The 15069-nt window shown below is 37.0% G+C and carries 14 protein-coding genes; 2 read left to right on the top strand and 12 right to left on the bottom strand.

Annotated features, from left to right (window positions below; all coding sequences use genetic code 11):
• Positions 1–79: 79 nt before the first annotated feature.
• The 3 genes from A6E04_RS19650 to A6E04_RS19640 all read right to left on the bottom strand — a co-directional run bounded on the left by A6E04_RS19650 (position 80) and on the right by A6E04_RS19640 (position 1774).
• Positions 80–469 carry a hypothetical protein gene (locus A6E04_RS19650; protein WP_017023175.1) on the bottom strand — a complete coding sequence of 130 codons (390 nt, stop codon included), beginning with the start codon at positions 467–469 and terminating at the stop codon, positions 80–82.
• Between the two features lie 3 nt (positions 470–472).
• Entirely contained in the window at positions 473–1132 is a 660-nt protein-coding gene (locus tag A6E04_RS19645) for a winged helix-turn-helix domain-containing protein (RefSeq protein ID WP_017023174.1), read from the bottom strand.
• Positions 1133–1483: 351 nt separating this feature from the next.
• Positions 1484–1774: a MaoP family protein gene (locus tag A6E04_RS19640; protein ID WP_065612173.1), complete on the bottom strand. Its 291-nt coding sequence runs from the start codon at positions 1772–1774 to the stop codon at positions 1484–1486.
• A 943-nt stretch (positions 1775–2717) separates the two neighbouring features.
• On the opposite strand from A6E04_RS19640, the gene A6E04_RS19635 reads away from it, so the two are divergent.
• Positions 2718–3380, top strand: a complete 663-nt coding sequence (locus A6E04_RS19635) for a DedA family protein (protein WP_065612172.1) — start codon at positions 2718–2720, stop codon at positions 3378–3380.
• Between the two features lie 57 nt (positions 3381–3437).
• Here the strand turns inward: A6E04_RS19635 and gnd are convergent, their stop codons facing one another.
• From gnd to lolC, 9 genes are all read right to left on the bottom strand, one after another.
• Entirely contained in the window at positions 3438–4886 is a 1449-nt protein-coding gene (gnd, locus tag A6E04_RS19630; protein ID WP_012551993.1) for a decarboxylating NADP(+)-dependent phosphogluconate dehydrogenase, read from the bottom strand.
• Between the two features lie 35 nt (positions 4887–4921).
• On the bottom strand, positions 4922–5644 hold the full coding sequence (pgl, locus tag A6E04_RS19625) for a 6-phosphogluconolactonase (protein ID WP_017023171.1): 723 nt from the start codon (positions 5642–5644) through the stop codon (positions 4922–4924).
• A complete protein-coding gene (zwf, locus tag A6E04_RS19620) occupies positions 5641–7143 on the bottom strand; it encodes a glucose-6-phosphate dehydrogenase (protein ID WP_017023170.1) in 1503 nt (500 codons plus the stop codon). Before zwf ends, pgl begins: the two co-directional genes overlap by 4 nt.
• 150 nt (positions 7144–7293) lie before the next feature.
• Positions 7294–8340, bottom strand: coding sequence for an HlyD family secretion protein (locus A6E04_RS19615; RefSeq protein ID WP_017023169.1), 1047 nt, complete (start codon positions 8338–8340; stop codon positions 7294–7296).
• Positions 8341–8345: 5 nt separating this feature from the next.
• The gene (locus A6E04_RS19610) at positions 8346–9659 is read right to left on the bottom strand and encodes a glycosyltransferase family 2 protein (protein ID WP_065612171.1); all 1314 of its coding nucleotides are present in this window, start codon (positions 9657–9659) and stop codon (positions 8346–8348) included.
• Positions 9652–11010: a TackOD1 domain-containing metal-binding protein gene (locus tag A6E04_RS19605; protein WP_065612170.1), complete on the bottom strand. Its 1359-nt coding sequence runs from the start codon at positions 11008–11010 to the stop codon at positions 9652–9654. The genes A6E04_RS19610 and A6E04_RS19605 overlap by 8 nt, the downstream gene beginning before the upstream one ends.
• Before the next feature lie 133 nt (positions 11011–11143).
• A complete protein-coding gene (gene lolE, locus A6E04_RS19600) occupies positions 11144–12388 on the bottom strand; it encodes a lipoprotein-releasing ABC transporter permease subunit LolE (RefSeq protein WP_065612169.1) in 1245 nt (414 codons plus the stop codon).
• Positions 12388–13104: a lipoprotein-releasing ABC transporter ATP-binding protein LolD gene (gene lolD, locus A6E04_RS19595; RefSeq protein WP_017023165.1), complete on the bottom strand. Its 717-nt coding sequence runs from the start codon at positions 13102–13104 to the stop codon at positions 12388–12390. The genes lolE and lolD overlap by 1 nt, the downstream gene beginning before the upstream one ends.
• Positions 13097–14305, bottom strand: coding sequence for a lipoprotein-releasing ABC transporter permease subunit LolC (lolC, locus tag A6E04_RS19590; RefSeq protein ID WP_065612168.1), 1209 nt, complete (start codon positions 14303–14305; stop codon positions 13097–13099). The genes lolD and lolC overlap by 8 nt, the downstream gene beginning before the upstream one ends.
• A 183-nt stretch (positions 14306–14488) precedes the next feature.
• Between lolC and A6E04_RS19585 the strand changes: the two genes are divergently transcribed.
• Positions 14489–15058, top strand: coding sequence for a hypothetical protein (locus A6E04_RS19585; protein WP_023603981.1), 570 nt, complete (start codon positions 14489–14491; stop codon positions 15056–15058).
• Positions 15059–15069: the final 11 nt, after the last annotated feature.

Raw genomic sequence — 15069 nt, 5'->3', positions numbered from 1 at the left:
TCAAATTATAATTAATTACAATCGTTTGTAATTAATTATTAGACCATAAAACTAATGAAATGAATGAGTTATGGTAAAATTAATTATTATATGTACAAAAAAATCCTATTTTTTTCAGGTTTTTACTCGCTGTTGGTAGGGTAACAAAGCAAGAATCACCTAATGAGTATATATTTAATATATAGTAATTCGTGCCGTCATATGCATAAAGTTGTCCCTGAGATAAATCATAGTCAACAATAAATTTACTGGCATCACTTATCGATGACACAGAAGCATCATCACTATAATGAGTATTTAAAATATCAACAGAATCTAGATATTTAACGTATTTAACGTATTTAACATTGTTTTCATTAATCGCAATAGTACCAATAAGCTCTACTTTATAGAATTGATGCCATACAACGATTATCAATAGATTAATAATACTAATTAATAGTAATATTTTTGAAATTCTTATTTTCATAGTTTATATCGTACACCGAGCTATTTTATTAGTTATATCAAGTTCACACTCTTGTTTCTTTGATTTTAGTATGAATTTGTCTTCCGACAATGGAGTAAAGCTAAAATCCTTCATCTTTGTGATTTCACTTAATGGTACTAAATCAAAAAAGACATGCTTCTCAATACAATAAATTAAAGAAATACTAGATAATGAGAACATAAGTATTGAAAAACCAAGTATGATGATGCTTTTTCTTTCATTAATATCTTTAGTTATTCTTAATGGTTCTACTAATTTTTTAGGCTCTTCTTCTACTAATACATCTATATCATCTTCTTGAATATCTACCTGTAACGAAATTTTCTCTACTTTATTTATTTTGTATCCATTTCCTTTAATATTCTCTATAACATCTCTATCTATATCTTTAATCGCAACTCTAGTTCGTTTAATTAATTGAGGGATACTTTCATTTGATATCCATTGTGTACCCCATAAAATATTTTTTATATTTTCATTTTTACAAACTAAAGGGTATTCTTGAATCAATAAATTCAAAATTGACGAAACTAGAGGTGTCGTTGAACCGTATTCATTTTTACAACTAACAGCATCATCTAAAGAATCGTATAATTTTTTTGATATCGGATTCCAATAGATTTCATTAAGTTTAACAATCATATATTACTCACTTAATAATCACCTAATATATACTCAACATAAATAAACCTATTTACGTTTAATGTCAATAACTTACTAGTAAAAAATAAGGATAATAGAATAAATTAAAACATATTTAATTATATTAACCATTCAATGAAATTAAAATAAAAACCGTTAAGTCTTTTGCCTTAAAAAGAACGATATTTAGTAACACTACTGCAATAATTCAGACTCAAGTTACACCGTAACAGTTTTGTGTGGGAATATATCTTACATAAGATCATTATGTCTTACTTTATTAAATACCACTCTATTTAACTTCGTTTATAACAATATATAAACAATAAACGAATTAAGAATGGAACCAACCTAATTTTCGTATGGGTTGCCACATAATGTATGTAACTTGGTTTTCGTTGTACTTAAGTCTATATATTTCAACCAGCATTTTACAAACAGTGATGCCTCTTTATTCCCACCTTTAACATCATCAATAAATTGTTTTTCTACACTACTATTCGGTATTAAAGAGCCATTTAAAAGCCCTTTCATCGTGACTCCATGGTAGTTTAGGACTTCAGCTTCTTTCACTGTAAATCCTTTTCTATTAAACCCTTTAGGGAAGTGAAGATCGTCATAGAATCTAATGTTTTTTCTCATACATAACCATAATTTAATTATTTAAACGACTGACATTATACAAAAGGTTGTAACTGAAAAATCACAACACAGTAAGCAACTTAAAATGAATAACCAAGACCAATATACATCGTACTCACAAAGCTCCCCCCCGCACGATCAGATAATTGATCACTGCTTAATGAATAAGTTAATGAGGTAAGATCATCACCAGATATCCTCTCAGTAAAGAAAAATGTCGAGAGGTAACATGAAGTTGCTGAGTTAAGATTTCACGCAAGTCTCTCTGATTCTTGAAAATAGCTCATGCTATCAATAAAAAGTGTTATTTTGGCTGATGCAGGGAGAAAAATACTGATCAGCAACGTCGTAACATGTACTTTATTCATAAATACGACCCTAAGAATAACATTATAGTGGTTGTTATTTATTCATTACTATTTACTGTGCTTTTATTTGTACTTAACTAGATCTTGAATATAGAACCATCTTTGTTTATAAATATACCTTAATTAAAACACCAATCAAATTATAGTTAAATCAATAGTTTATTACATAAATTACAATGTAAATTATATTTATAATACTTAGACTCAAGATTAAGCACAAAAAACAAGCGTTTATTTAATTGCAAACTGTCATATATATATTTATTTTCAAATAAAACAACATAATTACATTAATTATTAATCCCACTTTGTATTTAAACTTCGTCTAGTAAGTACATTTTTAAGATCATGGCATTTTTAACACTCACATAAAAAAATCAAACCTATTGATAACTAAATCTAGCCAAAATATCGTGTCGCGATTTGATTTTTTTGAGATAACAAACATAAATCACATATTTATGTGAACTTTTTATGACAGTGAAAATTTATAGTGACTTTATCAACCACTTACCTTACTCTCGATCTTTCTTACCCAACAAGCTAACTACTTGAATTTCGTCTGGAGAATGGCGATGTTTGATTCATTTCTTTCTATTTTAACCGCCCTTTGGCAACAAGATTTTGCAATACTACAAAATCCAAGTAGTGCTGCAATGATTTACTTCTGCCTTATTTTATTCATTTGGCTAGAAAGCGCATTTATCCCTGCTGCCCCACTCCCTTGTGATAGTGTCGTCATCCTTGCTGGATCTCTTGCTGCAGCAAATGTAATTAGCTACCCTGTCATCGTCACTGGACTTATCATGGCAGCAGCCATTGGCAGTCAATTGGCTTTTATTCAAGGTCGTTGGTTGCATAAGTTTCCAATGATTCAAACATGGATAAACGCAGTGCCAGAAAATCGACTACAAACCGTTGATAATTTATTATCAAAACACGGATTATTAGCATTATTTATTGCGCGCTTTATTCCGGTTGTTCGCCCTCTGCTTCCATTAATGATGGGCTTACGGATGAAGCAAGTACGACGCTTTCATTATTTTGCGTGGATTAGTGCCATCATTTGGATTTTACTGCTAACAGGCTTTGGATATTCATTATCTTTCTTACCTGAGCGCATTTCAAAAATCGTAACAATGGTATTAATGGCCGCACCAGTAATTACTCTCGCTCTTGCTATCGGCAGTTTTTTAAGTAGCTATTTTATTAAAAAATACCGAAAACGCCTCTATTAAAAAAAAGCCCTTAACTCATCACAAGTTAAGGGCTTTTTCATTTATACATAATACAGACTAAGAGTTATAAGTTGTTGACGAAACATCGCCACCTTTACCAGTCCAATTAGTATGGAAGAACTCGCCTCTTGGTTTATCTAAGCGTTCATAAGTATGAGCACCAAAATAATCACGCTGTGCTTGCAGCAAGTTAGCTGGTAAGCGGGCTGTTGTATAGCCATCTAAGAACGTTAATGCCGATGTCATACAAGGCATTGGGATTCCCACTTCCATGGATTTAGAAGCAACTTTACGCCATGCAGTTAGGCTGTTTTCTAAAATAGTCTTAAAGTAAACATCTGAACCTAAGAACGACAGTTCAGCATCCGTATCGTATGCATCACGAATATTGCCCAAGAAAGCAGAACGGATAATACAACCGCCACGCCACATTAACGCGACATTACCGTAATTTAGATCCCAGCCATTTTCATTTGACGCTTCACGCATTAACATGAAACCTTGAGCATAAGAAATAATCTTAGATGCAAGTAACGCTTGGCGTAACGCATCAATCCATACTTGCTTATCGCCTTCAACTGCAACGGTTGTTTTAGCAAACAATTGCTCTGCTTCAACACGTTGATCTTTTAGTGCAGATAGGCAACGAGCGAAGACAGATTCAGTGATCAGCGTCAGTGGAATGCCCATATCAAGTGCATTGATACCAGTCCATTTACCCGTACCTTTTTGGCCAGCTGTATCAAGGATTTTTTCAACTAACGGCTCGCCATCTTCGTCTTTATAACCAAGAATATCCGCTGTAATTTCGACTAAATAGCTATTTAACTCAGTCTCGTTCCAATCAGTAAACACAGATTGCATTTCATCATGATTCATACCTAAACCATCTTTCATGAATTGGTATGCTTCGGTGATTAGCTGCATGTCACCGTATTCGATGCCATTGTGTACCATTTTAACAAAGTGACCTGCACCATCGTTACCAACCCAATCACAACATGGTTCATTATCATCTGTTTTTGCAGAGATAGCTTGGAAGATTGGCTTAACAAATGGCCATGCTTCTGGTGAGCCACCAGGCATAATTGAAGGACCAAAACGAGCACCTTCTTCACCACCAGAAACACCTGTACCAATAAAGTAAATGCCTTTTTCTTTAAGTGCAGCTACTCGGCGGTTTGTATCAGGGAAGTTTGTGTTACCACCATCAATAATGATGTCGCCTTTATCTAGTAAAGGAACAAGGTTATCAATAAATGTATCAACAACGTCACCAGCACGTACCATTAACATGATTTTGCGTGGTGTTTCTAGTTTCTCAACAAGTTCTTCCAATGAATAAGCACCAACAATATTTGTGTCTTTTGCTGGTCCTTCTAGGAATTCGTCTACTTTTGTCGCTGTACGGTTATGAGCAACCACTTTAAAACCGTGATCATTCATATTAAGAATTAGATTTTGTCCCATTACAGCAAGACCAATTACACCAATATCACCTTTCATGTTTCTCTCCTAAACTTTGTTTATTCCAGCATTCATTATTTATTAGTAATTTGAGCTGCTGCGTCCAAATCTAAAAACCACTCAGTCGTACCCAACGTTGATTGGATATTTGCTGCGGGATAAGGCAGCTGACTTGCTGGTGTTGTGTGAATTTCGTGTACGATTTCTGCTTTTCCTTTGCCTAATACAAGGTAGCTGATGCGTTTTGCCGCCTCTAGTACTTTGGCTGTTTTAGATACTCGACGCTGACCTGATTCTGGATGAACAGCAACAATGGCAAGATTCGAATCATTATAATCAGTCACATGTGGGAAAAGAGAAGCTGTATGCCCATCAGCACCAACACCTAATAGAATCCAGTCAAACACTGGAATGCCATTTTCTGTTGGGATGCACTCTGCCATTTCTTTTGAAAAACGAATCACTTCTTCTTCTGGTGTATTTTCACCACGGATACGGTGAATATTTTCACTAGGGATAACAATGTGAGAAAACAACAGTTCATTCGCTTCACCATAGTTACTTTCGGCATCATCAGGAGAAACACAACGCTCATCTCCCCACCAAAAGTTCAGGTTTTGCCACTCAATGCTTTGTGCATATTTATCAGTAGCAAGTAACATAAACAACATTTTAGGCGTGCTTCCACCAGAGAGGGAGACATGTACAGGTTTACCTTGTTCACTCAGTCTCTTTAGCTCATCAGCTAGGCTAATAACCACTTGTTCTGGTGTTTCTAAAATTTGATGATTTATCATAATTCGCAATAATCCGTATCGGTTAAATTTTTACAAGGAAAACGCCACGCTCGATCATCGCGCTCTAGCAGCTGATCAGCTTCTTTTGGTCCCCACGTACCACAAGCGTAACCAAATAAAGATTGGGGGTCTTCCTTAAAATCAAGAATTGGCTGTACAAACTTCCAACATGCATTAACGGCGTCACTGCGAGCAAACAAAGTCGCGTCACCATTTAGTGCATCCATCAGCAAACGTTCATACGCTGTCAGCATGTTTGTTTCTGCTAGCGATTGATAATGAAAATCCATCGAAACATCTTTTACTTTAAAACCAGAACCCGGCTCTTTTAAGCCGAAACGCATTTGAATGCCTTCATCTGGTTGAATACGAATAACCAATTTGTTTTCAGGTGCATCTTTAGAAAAAACAGGGTGTGGTGTTTTCTTGAAATGTATAACAACTTCAGTCACACGAGTAGGAAGACGTTTACCGGTACGGACATAGAATGGAACCCCATTCCAACGCCAATTATTAATAAACATTTTCAAACCAACATACGTTTCAGTACGAGAATTATCATCAACCCCATGTTCATCACGGTAGCTTGGTAATAAATTCCCTCGAACTTCTGATTCAGTGTACTGACCTAAAACGAGGTTGTTTCGTAAGTCATCTTCAGAAATTGGTTGTAAACTTTGCAGCACTTTCGCTATTTCATCACGCATAGAATCGGCGTTAATAGCTGAAGGCGATTCCATACCAACCATTGCAAGCACTTGTAGCAAATGGTTTTGGAACATATCACGCATTGCACCAGAGCCATCGTAATAACCACCACGCTCTTCAACACCAAGAGATTCTGCGCCCGTGATCTCAACATACTCAATGAAATTTCGGTTCCATAATGGCTCAAACATAATGTTTGAAAAACGCAATACTAATAAGTTCTGTACGGTTTCTTTGCCTAAGTAATGATCGATACGGTAAATTTGATGCTCTTCAAAATGCTTATGAATTTCTTTACCCAGCTGTAACGCAGATTCCAAATCATAACCAAACGGCTTTTCAATGATAAGACGTTTCCAACCATTTGATTCATCATTAAGGCCATGAGCCGCTAAACATGCAGGGATAACACCGTACAAGCTTGGAGGCGTTGCTAAATAGAAAAGCGTATTTCGTTCTTTTATTTGATATTTATCTGCAATTTCATCTAATTTGGTTACCAACAGGCCATAGTCTGCTTTATCAGAAGTATTAATTGCTTGGTAATGAAGGTGTTCACAGAATGCCGTTAACGTTGCAGGATCGGTTTTTTCCATTTCTTGCAATGATTGTTTCAACTTCTCTCGATATGAATCGTCATCATACTGAGTACGACTTACACCAAGAATAGAAAACGACGCTGGTAATTGATTGCTAGCATACAGGTGATACAAGGCAGGAATAAGCTTACGATAAGTAAGATCACCAGAAGCACCAAAAATTACGATTGTATTGTAGTCTGAGATTGCCATTATTTTACTATCCGATACAAATCAAGTGAGCAAGTATAGTAAAAAGTATATCTTAAGAATGCTAATCATTTCTAACTATTTTATTAATAGGTAAAACCGATGTGAAATCAAATCATCATCATTCTTATTCGCTCAAGAGTATAATTTGATCTAAAAAGACACTTCAACGGGCATCCCTTCAACCCACTCTCCTTCAAGTAATCCGCCTAAAAAGGTTATCTTCACTTTTAATAATGCTTTAGCTCCTTCAAAAGGTTTTGCTAATTGAGGCGGAACTTTTGAGGTTAACCCAATAGAAAAAGACACCCTTGCTTTCACCTTCTTTCCATTAGGTAGTGTCACCATCACTTCGGTTCCGAGCTTTGCCTTATCAATATGCTTTGGATCTAAATAGCTAATAACAAATGGGGCGACATCAGGTGAAATCGTGACTAAGGGATCTCCTATGCTCACTCTTTGCCCTACCAACGTATTAATATCAATCACTAATCCCATATAAGGTGCTTTTACGGTAAGCGTATCTAATTGATTTAGTTTCGTGGTCAAATTTTGATTTAATGCACGAGTTACCTGAGCAACGCCACCGGCTAACTGTCTTTGCTTATCCGCAATTTTAGCTTGATTTAGAGCAATATAGGCACTAGTTAATGAAGTTTGAGACGCATTATATATACCAATAATAGCGGCATAATCAACCTGAGACACTTTTCCCTCGTTAGCGTACTGGTCATAATTCAATTTTATCTTCGTTATTTTTTTCAGATTATATTTTGCGGCTTTAATTGCCGTAAAATAAGGAGATAAGTCCTCTTCTGTGTTCTCACTTTGAAAGGCATTCAATTGCATCAACTCTTCTTTTATAAAAAAGATGTCTTTTTCTAATATTGGATCGTCCAATTGCATAAGTGTTTGATCAAAGAGTACAAATTCACTGTCTTCAACTTCTATCATTTTTACGATGCCATCTTGAGCTGCGGTTAACGTTACGGGACCCGTTGTGATAATCCCTGGAGCGACGATAAATAAATACGGCTTTAAAAACGTATACCCCATGATGAAAATTGGACTTAAGATAACAGCTAAAATAAAATACCATCGAATACGGTAGCCACCACGCTTTGCTCCGCCATACATTACTTTCATGCCATTGTCGGTGGTCGGTTTTTTGTTTTTATCTAAGTGAAATTTAACTTTCATGATAATTAAAACCTTTTACCTCGTTTAAGTACCCACCACGGAGCCATACTCGACTCTTCGTGACTCCGTCTAACAATTTCATTAACCATTGAAAATGCAGTAACAAATCTCATAAATAATGCATAAAAAGGATAGATCATTAACCACAACAGCATTTCTCTGTCTTCTTTTACTCTTTCAGAAATAAGACAAAGATAAACAAGAAAAGTGAGCGCGATAAAAAATAAATAGATAACGTATAAACAACTGAAAACAGCGAATACAACGGTATTTGGAAAAGAAAGAAAAAGATAAAAATTAAATAATGTGATCAATAAAGGCAGAAGAACAGCTTGAAGCACTCCATAAACCAACGTATATAAAAAACTGCCCCATCCAAGTAATTTAGGAGTAAGCCCTTGTTTATGCTTACGAAGATAAATAAAGAGTAAGTCACCATCCCAACGTAGTCGTTGTGACATTAATCCTGTGAATGTTTCCGGAACATCGGTATGACCAATCGCTTTGGGAGAAAAATCCAATTCAATATTGCGATAACGACCTTTATATTGTTTTAACCTCATCGTCAGATCCAGATCTTCTGCGGTATGCGTATCCCACCCTCCAACTTGTTTGATAATAGAGCGACGAAATGCCCCAAACGCGCCCGATATATTATTAAGTAATCCCCATGTCGCCATTCCTGTTTTACTGGTTTGCATCGACATCATGTATTCTAATGCTTGCATCTTAGTCCAAAAACTCTCATCACGATTACGAACTCGTAATGCGCCACCACACGCAATCACATTAGGATTTGAAAACGATTTTGCAAACCGCAGTGCAACATCATTATCAAACGACGTATCACCATCGACATTAATCACAAGATCGTTTTTTGCTTCTGCTAATCCTGCATTTAAGGTTGAGACTCGTCCTCCCCTTTGCCATTTAGGCAATACTTTTAATGTTCTGTTTTCTCTCGATTGATGTCTGTAAACCCCATTTAACGCCGCATGATAAGTCTTTGGGTTCTGTTTCGCCCCATCAACAACGATCAATATTTCAATTTCACCGGGGTATATTTGTTCAGCAAGTGTATCAATCGTTTGGGTAATCCCATCACCTTCGCTATAACAAGTGATCACAAAGCTTATGGATGGCGACACATTAGCTACCGAATGATTATCACGCCAAGACCAGCGTAAAACACCAATAAAAACAAACAACATTAACGGAACTTCAACAACCAACATGATGGGTATAAACGTAAGAATAAGTTCCCAATACGCGCCAAGTGTCCCCGTAATGGTATGAAGCACATATTGAAACTCACCCATGAGCTATGGCCTCAAAATGCGTGGCTAACCATCCTGAAGCATTGTTATGTAATTGCTTGTCAGGCAAAGACCAGATATACACATTAAGATCAATCAGATCCGACTCAATGCTATCCGCAATACCTTTAATTTTATGTTCAATAATCGGACTGGAATCTGTCGGTGTCATTGGCATGAGAAGTAACAATATCTCATTGTCATACTGGCAACAAATGTCGGTATCTCTTAAAATCCCATTAAAATTATTTGATATTGTATCAATCAATTGCAACCGTTTAATTTCACCAAATTGATGAGTATAGTTTTCTATCCCTGACACTTTCACGCCGAGTAAAACATGACTTTGTTCATGCCTAAGCGCTAATTTATTAATCCAAACAAGTAAGTTATGAAATGATGTTTTATCGATCAAACCATTGAGTGTTAACTCTTGTTCTACAGCTCGTCTTCCATACATCATTAAATTACTCACTTGCTCTCCTATTTTAAATTCGTGAATTGGACGAACCACTAAGTCATTAACTTCATTGACAACAAAGCAAGATAAACAACGAACTCTCACGACAGATTCAGAGAAAGATAAATGACAATCACCACAATGATAGCGCTCTAATGGTCTATCGTAATCCACGCCAATATGACGTAATTTAGTGAAACAATTAGAACATTCTAGTTTCTCTTTTTTGGTGAAACTTTCTTCCTTATCGATATGACCACATGTAAAACAATGCAGAGAAATGATTTCATCAATATTTGTGCTTTTGCATGCGGGACAAGTCTCAATGTAATTCAAATGCCCACTATTGCATGACGGACATAATCTAATTTTATCGAGTGTTTTTTCTTTCTCTAGATACCCCATTTTGTCTGCTAATTGAAAATAATGATAAGGACTGTCCTCTACTTTTGAATAACAATTAAATAAAGGATAGTTATAAATCGCTTGTTGATCACTTTGGCATATTGGAGATAAACGGCGATGAGGAGCTAACCACAACCACGCAAGTAATTTATCCGCAGGTTCCTTTTGAATTAAGGCGAGCTTCTCTTGATGTAATACCCAACGATCTTGGTAATTAAACGGATTCCAAATACCATCAGATAAATATGGACTCAATAAACTCTCTTGCAATACATACAAAAGTCCATTCCAAATCGGTAAATGAGTATGTAAATACAGTAAGGCGTTATTTTGATCTTTAGGAGATAACGATAGGATGCAAATCGCAGGGGTTTCTAGTGCCAATTCTTCAATGCTATTAACATAAACAAAGTTAATCTCATTTTTATTGATCGGAATATCGTTACCGACAACATAAATAAGTGCTTCATTATTAACTTTTGAACTCATACTATTACCTCATAAAATAAGACAATATGTAGGTAATCCCTTTACCATTCATCGTTTAATTATAGCTACACTTTCTCTTTTCACATAAAAAAGGCCCCTAATAATTAGGAGCCTTTGTATAAATCAAACGGCCTTACTTTGCGCTGAGTACCGCTGCTGGGTGCAATTGACTTGCTTTTCTGGCTGGATACCATGTCGCAATTGAACTTAATAGAATCGCGGTACAAGTTACAATAGCCACATCGCTCCACACTAATTGAGAAGGTAAGAAATCAACAAAATAGATATCACCCGATAAGAATTGATGACCAACTAAAGATTCAAGCCCTTTAATCATTGGCGTTAAATTCAATGCAACTAATGATCCCAACAAGGAGCCCGCAATACTCCCCGTCACACCAGAGAAGATACCTTGGCAGACAAAGATGCGTTTAATTAACCCATCGGTTGCTCCCATTGTTCTTAAAATAGCGATGTCGCCAGAGCGATCTTTTACTGCCATCATTAACGTCGAGACGATATTAAAACAAGCTACCCCAATAACTAAAACCATCACAAGGTACATGATTGAGCGTACAAGTTGAATATCTCGGTATAGATAACCATATTTTTGAATCCAGCTACGTAAATACACATATTCGGTTAGTGTTCCGCCCACTTCTCTTACTATGTCTTGTGCTTCTAATACATCATTCACCTGCAAAGAAACACCAGAAACGGCTTTACCTAAATTAATGTATTGTTGTGCATCTTGCAGAGGAATAATCGCTAAACCGTGATCAACTTGCCCACCAAGTGACAATAATCCCACAACTTGCAAACGTTGACGCTTTGGTGAACGCAATTGCTTATCGCTGTTCTCGTCAGGGATCAACGCCGTGATCCAATCTCCAACATTAACGTTTAAGGTATCAGCAACGCCTTTCCCTAAAATCACACTTTGCTTATGCGCGGAAAACGACTCCCAAGCCCCTTTATTAATGTATTCAGGTAACTTAGATACTGAAGTTTCCAAGACAGGATCAACCCCTCTCACTTCAACCGCTTTTAATTTACTGCCTCTTTCTAATAACGCAGTAAAACGAACATAAGGTGCGGCCCCTGTCACTTTAGGGTGCCGCTTGGCTTGCTGCATCATAGTTTGCCAATCTGTGATCGGTTTTTTTACCCCTTCAAGCTCAGCATGAGGAATAACCGACAACACTCGATTCTGCAACTCTCGTTCAAATCCATTCATGGCAGAAAGACCAATAATGATCACCGCCACGCCAATCGCAATGCCTAGCGTTGAAGAGATTGAAATGAACGACACCATTTTATTGCGTTGCTTTGCTCGAGCAAAACGACCTCCAATAAAGAGAGAAAGCGGAGAGAACATTACGCCTCCTGGTCTTGAACTAGATTAGAGCGAACCGTTTCAGTAATAAAACGTCCATCTTGCATGCTTAATTGCTTATCCAATTTAGCAGCCAAAGCCGTATCATGAGTAACCACTAAAAATGCAGTGCCTGACTCTTGATTCAACTCACGCATGAGATTATAAATATCCAATGCCGTTTGATGGTCCAAGTTACCGGTAGGTTCATCAGCTAATACCAGAGCAGGTTTATTCACTAAGGCACGTGCAATCGCAACACGTTGGCGTTCACCTCCAGAAAGTTCAGATGGACGGTGCTCAATACGATGAGCAAGACCCACTTTTTCAAGCAATTTTGTCGCTCTTTTCGTTGCTTCTTTCTTATTAATACCACCGATTAATAACGGCATCGCTACATTCTCTAGTGCACTGAAATCAGAAAGAAGGTGATGAAATTGATACACAAACCCAATATGTTGGTTACGGATTTTTGCTTGCTTATTTGCACTCAATTTCGTTAATTCATTGCCTTGGAAATACACCGTACCCGCAGTAGGATCATCAAGCGCACCAAGAATGTGAAGTAATGTACTTTTACCGGAACCTGACGAACCAACAATCGCAACTAATTCGCTTTCATTAATTTGAAAATCAACGCCTTTAAGCACTTCCGTTTCCATCGTGCCTTCTTGGTAAACCTTACGAATACCCTGACAAACTAATAATGGGTTACTCATATCTTAATGCCTCTGCTGGTTGTACGACTGCCGCTCGATAAGATGGGAATACGGTCGCTAATAAACTTAATAAAATGGCTAGAATAATGACTACACACACTTGCAATGGTTCAACCTCTGCTGGTAAAGAACCACCAACAGTAAATAAAGATAACCCAAATGTAGAAAGGATAACATTTATGTTACTGGCAAATAATGCACCTAATGCACCACCAACAATCGATCCAATCACACCACTACTTGCTCCTTGCACCATAAAAATAGACAGCACTTGGTTACTTGTCATTCCTTGGGTTTTTAAAATTGCGACTTCCGCTTGTTTCTCCATCACCACCATAATAAGAGCGGAGATGATATTAAACGCGGCAATGGCAACAATCAGACCAAGCATTAAGCCCATCATATTTTTTTCCATTTTTACCGCTTGAAATAATTCACCGCGTTGATCGCGCCAATCACTCCATGTCATCTCGTTTTTTAGAGGCAATTTAGCCAATTCAGTGACTTGGAAGGGGTCATCGAAAAATAAACGCCATCCAGTAATATTGCCTTTTTTAAGCTTCATTAAACGCGCAGTGTCTTGAATATTTGCGACCATTAACTGACCATCAACATCCGAGCCCGTATTAAATACACCCACCACTTTAAAATTGCGCTGGCTAGGAATTCGACCTAAAGGTGTATATTGACTGGCGTTAGTTACCATTATTCGCACCGTATCACCGTAACGAACATTTAATTCACGAGCCAGCTTCGAGCCAAGAAATATACCGTATTCTCCTGCCGCCAATTGACGGATATTGCCAGAAATTAATTCATAGGCAATAGGATCATATTCATCTGGGTCAATACCAACAAGCATGCCGGCGCTTAAACCTTTCGCACTTTGAATAATCGCTTCCCCTCGAACGACTGGCGTAACTTGAGTCACATGGGGCAAACTTGCCACGTAATTTCGGTCATCATCCGATGGGATAACTTGATCGCTTTCACTTGAAATAACCGCTTGAGGTAACACCCCTAAAATACGATCTTTAAGTTGTCCTTCAAACCCATTCATAACCGACAATACGGTCACCAAAGATAACACGCCAATCGTGATACCTGCGGTTGACATATAAGAGATAAAACGACTGAACCTATCGCCAGAACGTCCTCTTAAATATCGTAATCCTATAAATACTGATACTGGATGAAACATAAATTCTCTCAATCACACTTAGAATAGTGATAATAATGGGTATACCCAAGCAACTTAGGGGCACAGTCTATCACGTAAAATACTGGTATTTATTCCTTTTTTTACTATCTTACCTAAGATTAAACACTTGCTGATGCGCATTGACTTCGCCATAATCAGAGAATAATAAATAGAGGGTCGTTTATGTCACACAATGAATACTTTTCGGTTCACTATGATCTAACGATCAATGTAGAACCTCTTGCTGTAGATGATTCATTACCAAACATGGACACGTTTGAACGTGAAATCCCTGCGCCCTTTCGAGTCGCACAAGAATGCAGTGCACTTGATGATGTTTCAGAACGCGAACTTTCTTTCTTAAAACAAGATGATGGAAAGCGCCTTGCTAGCTACCTGAACAACCAAGACAAAAAACTAAACCTTCTTCTGTCTTACTTGTTAATTCAACAAGACAACAAAGATTATCGTTATAAAACCACCTCGTTTGGCGCAAGTAAGTTTACTTTTGAAAGTAAAACACCACTAATTCAAGGCCAACACACACGTGTGAAATTGTTTTTAGAGCACCCACCAGCGGCAATTTATTGCTATGCAAGTGTGACACTATGCCAAGAAACAGACTCTGGATTTATGATTGAAATGAGCTACGATCGCCTACGCGATATTGATCAAGATTTGCTAATAAAAGCGGCGCTCTTTCAACAACAAAAAATCCTAAAACTTCGCGCTCAAGAACGCAACTTAACTTAATTATTGAATAT

It is taken from the genome of Aliivibrio logei, from assembly GCF_001691055.1.
GTDB lineage: Bacteria > Pseudomonadota > Gammaproteobacteria > Enterobacterales > Vibrionaceae > Aliivibrio > Aliivibrio salmonicida.
Note: the sequence above shows the minus strand (reverse complement) of the source record. Positions and strands in the feature narration are given on the sequence as shown.

Coding starts and splice junctions, on each gene's coding strand:
- A6E04_RS19650 (WP_017023175.1), bottom strand. CDS start 469: ATGAAAATAAGAATTTCAAAAATATTACTATTAATTAGTATTATTAAT.
- A6E04_RS19645 (WP_017023174.1), bottom strand. CDS start 1,132: ATGATTGTTAAACTTAATGAAATCTATTGGAATCCGATATCAAAAAAA.
- A6E04_RS19640 (WP_065612173.1), bottom strand. CDS start 1,774: ATGAGAAAAAACATTAGATTCTATGACGATCTTCACTTCCCTAAAGGG.
- A6E04_RS19635 (WP_065612172.1), top strand. CDS start 2,718: ATGTTTGATTCATTTCTTTCTATTTTAACCGCCCTTTGGCAACAAGAT.
- gnd (WP_012551993.1), bottom strand. CDS start 4,886: ATGAAAGGTGATATTGGTGTAATTGGTCTTGCTGTAATGGGACAAAAT.
- pgl (WP_017023171.1), bottom strand. CDS start 5,644: ATGATAAATCATCAAATTTTAGAAACACCAGAACAAGTGGTTATTAGC.
- zwf (WP_017023170.1), bottom strand. CDS start 7,143: ATGGCAATCTCAGACTACAATACAATCGTAATTTTTGGTGCTTCTGGT.
- A6E04_RS19615 (WP_017023169.1), bottom strand. CDS start 8,340: ATGAAAGTTAAATTTCACTTAGATAAAAACAAAAAACCGACCACCGAC.
- A6E04_RS19610 (WP_065612171.1), bottom strand. CDS start 9,659: ATGGGTGAGTTTCAATATGTGCTTCATACCATTACGGGGACACTTGGC.
- A6E04_RS19605 (WP_065612170.1), bottom strand. CDS start 11,010: ATGAGTTCAAAAGTTAATAATGAAGCACTTATTTATGTTGTCGGTAAC.
- lolE (WP_065612169.1), bottom strand. CDS start 12,388: ATGTTCTCTCCGCTTTCTCTCTTTATTGGAGGTCGTTTTGCTCGAGCA.
- lolD (WP_017023165.1), bottom strand. CDS start 13,104: ATGAGTAACCCATTATTAGTTTGTCAGGGTATTCGTAAGGTTTACCAA.
- lolC (WP_065612168.1), bottom strand. CDS start 14,305: ATGTTTCATCCAGTATCAGTATTTATAGGATTACGATATTTAAGAGGA.
- A6E04_RS19585 (WP_023603981.1), top strand. CDS start 14,489: ATGTCACACAATGAATACTTTTCGGTTCACTATGATCTAACGATCAAT.